Source organism: Dietzia sp. HMSC21D01 (assembly GCF_001815995.1).
Classification (GTDB): Bacteria; Actinomycetota; Actinomycetes; order Mycobacteriales; family Mycobacteriaceae; genus Dietzia; species Dietzia cinnamea.
In genome coordinates this window covers 1-5,927 of record NZ_KV824027.1, presented here as the reverse complement: position 1 = coordinate 5,927, position 5,927 = coordinate 1, and the positions used below count along the sequence as shown (strand labels likewise).

General features: G+C 72.7%; 4 protein-coding genes. 1 reads left to right on the top strand and 3 read right to left on the bottom strand.

Translation table 11 applies throughout. From position 1 onward, the window contains the following. From HMPREF3086_RS13460 to HMPREF3086_RS13450, 3 genes are all read right to left on the bottom strand, one after another. Positions 1–275, bottom strand: a 275-nt coding sequence (locus HMPREF3086_RS13460) for a dihydrofolate reductase (protein WP_246830997.1), incomplete at its 3' end; no start/stop codon positions are given. Positions 276–284: 9 nt separating this feature from the next. Then, positions 285–1,085 (bottom strand): thymidylate synthase, encoded by an 801-nt coding sequence (locus HMPREF3086_RS13455; RefSeq protein ID WP_061228330.1) that lies wholly within the window; start codon positions 1,083–1,085, stop codon positions 285–287. A gap of 62 nt (positions 1,086–1,147) precedes the next feature. Further along, positions 1,148–1,888, bottom strand: coding sequence for a 3'(2'),5'-bisphosphate nucleotidase CysQ (locus HMPREF3086_RS13450; RefSeq protein ID WP_070722379.1), 741 nt, complete (start codon positions 1,886–1,888; stop codon positions 1,148–1,150). A gap of 115 nt (positions 1,889–2,003) precedes the next feature. Here HMPREF3086_RS13450 and HMPREF3086_RS13445 point away from each other — a divergent pair. Next, positions 2,004–5,927 (top strand): ATP-dependent helicase (locus tag HMPREF3086_RS13445; protein WP_070722377.1); only part of this gene is annotated, 3,924 nt, incomplete at its 3' end.

The window sequence follows — 5,927 nt, the reverse complement described above, 5'->3', positions numbered from 1 at the left end:
CGGCCCGCCGAGGCCAACGCGGCGTCCACCGACCCGGCGCGCTCGGCGCCGTCGGCCGCCCACCCGGGGTCCCGCGTGCACACGATGTTGCGGCGTCCCGGCAGAGGGCGGAAGCGCTCCGGCAGAGAGTCCCACGTCGCGCGGCCCATCACCACGGGGCGGCCGACGGTGGCCTGCTTGAAGAAGGCCAGGTCCTCGGGGATATGCCACGGCATATCCCGGCCGTCACCGATCACCCCGCCGCGGGCCTGCGCCCACACCATCCGCACCGCCACGGCGCCGGCTCAGACCGCGACCGGGGCCTTGATGCCCGGGTGGTGCTCGTAACCGACGACCTCGAAGTCCTCGAAACGGTAGTCGAAGATCGACTCCGCCTTCCGTAGCCGTAGCTCCGGGTACGGGTACGGCTCACGCTCCAGCTGGGTGCGCACCTGCTCGACATGGTTGTCGTAGATGTGGCAGTCCCCGCCGGTCCAGATGAACTCGCCCACCTCGAGGCCTACCTGCTGCGCGACCATGTGCGTGAGCAGGGAGTAGGAGGCGATGTTGAACGGCACGCCCAGGAAGAGGTCGGCGCTGCGCTGGTAGAGCTGGCAGCTGAGCTTGCCGTCGGCCACGTAGAACTGGAACAGCAGGTGACACGGTGGCAGCGCCATCTGCGAGAGTTCGCTGACGTTCCACGCGCTGACGATGTTGCGCCGCGAGTCCGGGTCCGTACGCAGCAGGTCCACGGCCGCCGCGATCTGGTCGATGTGCCGGCCGTCCGGGGTGGGCCACGACCGCCACTGGACGCCGTAGACGGGGCCGAGCTCGCCGGCCTGGTCCGCCCACTCGTCCCAGATGCTCACGCCGTGGTCCTGCAGCCACCGCACGTTCGAGTCGCCGCGCAGGAACCACAGCAGCTCGTAGGCGACCGACTTGAAGTGGACCCGCTTGGTCGTGAGGAGGGGGAAGCCGGCGGCGAGGTCGTACCTGATCTGGTGGCCGAAGAGGCTTCGCGTGCCCGTTCCCGTGCGATCCGCCTTCGGGGTGCCCTCTTCCAGGACGAGCCGGAGCAGATCCTCGTACGGGGTGGGGACGGTCATGAGGCGGAGTCTACTGAAAATCCCGGGGCCGACCCACTCAGCTCACACCGACCCACTGAAGCTCACACCGACCAGCCCGCCGTGGCGGCCAGCACCTTCTCCGTGAGATCCGGCCGGCACACGAGGATGTCCGGGGAGTGGGCGTCGGACTTGTTGAACTCGATCGGAGAACCGTCGGGCCGGGACGCGTGCAACCCGGACGCCAACGCCACCGCGACCGGCGCGGCCTGGTCCCACTCGTACTGCCCGCCGGCGTGGAGATAGACGTCGGCGTCGCCGAGCAGCACCGAGAGCATCTTGGCCCCGGCGGAGCCCATCGGACGCACGCGTAGCCCGAGCTCGTCGGCGATCTCGTGCACGCCGGCCGGTGGGTTGTTGCGGCTGATCACCATCGTGCCGGAGAGCGGCCCGTCGACGTGATCGACCTGGTCCGACCGGAACACCCGGCCCGAGTCGGGCAAGCCCACCGAGGCGAGGGCGGGCCGGCCGTCCACCACGAGCGCCACGTGCACCGACCAGTCCGAGCGGCCGGTCGAGAACTCCTTGGTTCCGTCGATCACGTCGATGATCCACACGCGCGACTTGTCCAGGCGGCTCAGGTCGTCGGAGACGCCCTCCGAGAGGGTGCCGTCGTCCGGCCGGTGCACCGCGAGCACCTCGTCGGTCCAGTTCTGGGCGACCTCGTTGGCGACCCGCGCGAGCGACCGCCCGTGCAGCAACCCGCCGGCCCGGGTGCCCCGGACGATGTCCCCGATGCCCGTGGCGAGGTGGTAGGCCAGGTCGTGGTCGCTGAGTTCGCGCATGCCCTCACTCTACGGAGCAGGCCGCGCTGTCCTGGACCGCGCTGTCGTAGGCCGCTCTGTCGTAGGCCGCTCTGTCGTAGGCCGCTCTGTCGTAGTCGTAGGCCATCATGACTTCATGCCCGCCGCCCTGGACCGGTTCCACCCGGCCACCGCCTCCTGGTTCCGAGGCGCGTTCGACGCGCCCACAGCGGCCCAGGAGGGGGCGTGGACCGCGCTCGCCGGCGGATCGCACACCCTCGTCGTGGCGCCCACCGGTTCGGGCAAGACCCTGTCGGCGTTCCTCGCCGCGCTCGACGGGTTGCTCCTGGGTGACCGGGACGGCGCGCCGGACCGCGGACCAGGCACCCGAGTCCTCTACATCTCGCCGCTCAAGGCCCTCGCGGTGGACGTCGAGCGCAACCTGCGCGCGCCGCTCGCGGGGATCGCACGCGAGGCCGCGTCGATGGGGGTGCCGACGCCGGACGTCACCGTCGGTATCCGCACCGGTGACACCCCGCCTGACGAGCGTCGCCGCCAGCGCGCCCGGCCGCCGCACATCCTCGTGACCACCCCGGAGTCGCTGTTCCTGCTCCTCACCTCCGCCGCGCGGGAGACCCTCGCCACGGTGGACACGGTGATCATCGACGAGATCCACGCGGTCGCCGGCAGCAAGCGGGGCGCGCATCTCGCTCTCAGCCTCGAGCGGCTCGACGAGCTGCTCGACACGCCCGCGCAGCGGGTGGGGCTGTCGGCGACGGTGCGGCCGCACAGCGAGGTCGCCCGCTTCCTCGCGGGGGAGCGGCCCACCACGATCGTGGCGCCGGGGTCGGACAAGGGCTTCGAGCTCTCGGTGCGCGTTCCGGTGGAGGACATGGCGGACCTGTCCTCGTCGGCCCCGGAGGTCACCGCGCCGCCCGGCACCCCGGGTCAGGGCTCCATCTGGCCCCACGTCGAGCGTCAGGTCGTGGACCTCGTGACCGCCCACCGCTCGACGATCGTGTTCGTCAACTCCCGGCGCCTGGCCGAGCGGCTCACCGCGAGGCTCAACGAGATCTACGCCGAGGACACCGATCCGGGCTCGCTCCCCGAGCCCCCCGCCCGGCCGCCCGCGCAGCTCATGGTGCCGTCGGAGGTCTCGCGCGGGGCGCCGCCGGAACTGGCCATGGCCCACCACGGGTCGGTGTCCAAGGAACGCCGGGCAATCATCGAGGACGCGCTCAAGTCCGGCCGGCTCCGCGCGGTGGTGGCGACCTCCTCGCTCGAGCTGGGCATCGACATGGGCGCGGTGGATCTGGTCGTTCAGGTCGAGTCCCCGCCGTCGGTGGCCTCGGGGCTGCAGCGCGTGGGGCGCGCGGGACACCAGGTCGGCGAGGTGTCGCGGGCCGTGGTCTACCCCAAGCACCGCGCTGACCTCGTCCACAGCGCGGTGACGGTGGAGCGGATGCTCGCCGGCGCGATCGAGGAACTCACGGTGATCGCCAACCCGCTCGACGTGCTGGCGCAGCAGACCGTGGCCGCGTGCGCACTCGAGCCGATCGACGTGGAGGAGTGGTTCTCGGCCGTCCGGCGCACCGCCCCGTACGCCGGTCTGCCGCGGTCCGCGTTCGAGGCCACCCTCGACATGCTCGCCGGCAAGTACCCGTCCGCGGACTTCGCCGAGCTCAAGCCACGCCTGGTGTGGGACCGCGACGCCGGCACCCTCACCGGCCGCCCCGGCGCCCAGCGACTGGCCGTCACCTCCGGCGGCACCATCCCGGACCGCGGCCTGTTCGGCGTGTTCATGGTGGGGGAGAAGGCCACCCGCGTCGGCGAGTTGGACGAGGAGATGGTCTACGAGTCGCGTGTTGGTGACGTATTCGCGCTCGGGGCCTCCAGCTGGCGCGTCGAGGAGATCACCCACGACCGCGTGCTGGTCTCTCCCGCGCCCGGCGGCACCGGCCGGCTGCCGTTCTGGCTGGGTGACGACCAGGGCCGGCCCGCCGAACTCGGCCGCGCCCTCGGCGGGTTCCTTCGCGAGGTGTCGGCCGGGTCGGAGGCGGAGGTCACCGCGCGCCTGGACGCCGCTGGCCTCGACGCCTACGCCGCCGCCAATCTCCGGCGGTACCTGGCAGATCAGCGCGAGGCGACCGGCCACGTGCCCAGCGACACGACCCTGGTCGTGGAGCGGTTCCGCGACGAGGTGGGGGACTGGCGGATCGTGCTGCACTCGCCGTTCGGCGCGCGGGTGCACTGGCCGTGGGCGGAGGCGGTGCGCGCCCGGCTGGCCGCCGCGCACGGCTTCGACGCGGTGCCGGTGGTATCCGACGACGGCATCATCCTCCGGGTCCCCGATACGGGTGACGACGGCGAGGGGGGCGCGCGCCCGGGAGCCGAGACGTTCGCGATCTCTGCGGAGGAGGCGGTCGACCTGGTGACCCGGCACGTGGGCGGGTCCGCGCTGTTCGCCTCACGCTTCCGCGAGTGTTCCGCGCGCGCCCTGCTGTTCCCCCGGCTGGATCCGGGCCGGCGGGCCCCGTTGTGGCAGCAGCGTCAGAAGTCCGCGCAGCTCCTCGACGTCGCGCGCCGCTATCCGGACTTCCCGATGATCCTCGAGGCGGTGCGTGAGTGCCTCCAGGACGTCTACGACGTGCCCGCGCTCGAGCGGCTTCTGGGGGAGATCGAGTCGCGCAGCGTGCGGATCGTCGAGGTGGACACGCCCGGCGCCTCGCCGTTCGCGCAGTCGCTGCTCTTCGACTACGTCGGCGCCTTCCTCTACGAGGGCGACTCCCCGCTCGCCGAGAAGCGGGCCGCCGCACTGAGCATCGATCCCGGCCTGCTCGGTCAGCTGCTGGGCCGCGTCGAGCTGCGCGAACTGCTCGACGTGGAGGTCCTCGACTCGATCGAGCGACGCCTGCAGCATCTCGAACCCGAGCGAGCGGCGCGCGACGCCGAGGCGGTGGTCGACCTGCTCCGGCTGCTCGGTCCGCTCACCGTCGACGAGATCGCCGCGCGGTCCGCCGATCCCGACGGGGTCCCGGGCTGGCTCGACGAGTTGGCCCGGACGTGGCGGATCGTCCCGGTGGAGCACTCCGGCCGCAGCTGGTGGGCCGGGGTCGAGGACGTGGCCCGGCTCCGCGACGGCCTCGGCGTCCCGCCTCCGCCCGGCGTGCCGTCGGCCTTCCTCGGCGACGTGGACGACCCGCTGGGTGAGTTGATCCGCCGCTACGCGCGGACCCACGGCCCCTTCTCTGTCGAGGCGGTCGCCGAGCGATTCGGACTCGGCGTGGCGGTCGCACGCGGCGTGCTCGACAGACTCACCTCCTCCGGCACGCTGCTGGCCGGCGAGTTCCGTCCCGGCGCGACGGGGCCCGAGTGGTGCGACGCCGAGGTGCTGCGCCACATCCGCCGCAGGTCGCTGGCCGCGCTGCGCTCGCAGATCGAGCCGGTGTCCCACTCCGCGCTGGGCCGCTTCCTGCCCGGGTGGCAGAGCCTCGGGTCAGGCGGCGGTGCTGGCGGTGGCGCGCGGGCGGGTGCCGAATCCGGTGTCGACGGGCTGCTCGCAGTGATCGAGCAACTCGACGGGCTCGCGCTTCCCGCCTCCGCCCTCGAACCACTCGTCTTGGCGCCCCGGGTGAGCGACTACTCTCCGGCGATGCTCGACGAACTCCTCGCCGGGGGAGAGGTCATCTGGAGCGGGCGTGGACGTGCCGGATCCCGCGACGGCTGGATCTCCCTGCACCCGGCCGATTCCGCCGGCGCCACCCTGCCCCTGGGGCGACCGCAGCCGGAGGGGCCGGTCCACCTCGCCGTCGTCGACTCCCTGCGCGGCGGAGCCCTGTTCTTCCGCGACATCGTCACCACGGTGAGGAGCGCACTCACCGCCCCTACCGACGCTGGGCCCGTGAACCCCGCCCCTACCGACCCCGCACCCGCCGTCCCCGAGGCCGCGGTGCGCGACGCCGTCTGGGACCTGGTGTGGGACGGGGTCGTCACCAACGACACGCTCTCACCGCTGCGCGCGGTGCTCGCCGGCGGCGGCTCGTCCGGGTCGGGGACCGCGCACCGGTCGCCCCGCGCCTCC

Excerpts from the sequence above, each read along its gene's own strand:
- HMPREF3086_RS13450 (WP_070722379.1), bottom strand. The coding sequence starts at position 1,888 with ATGCGCGAACTCAGCGACCACGACCTGGCCTACCACCTCGCCACGGGC.
- HMPREF3086_RS13455 (WP_061228330.1), bottom strand. The coding sequence starts at position 1,085 with ATGACCGTCCCCACCCCGTACGAGGATCTGCTCCGGCTCGTCCTGGAA.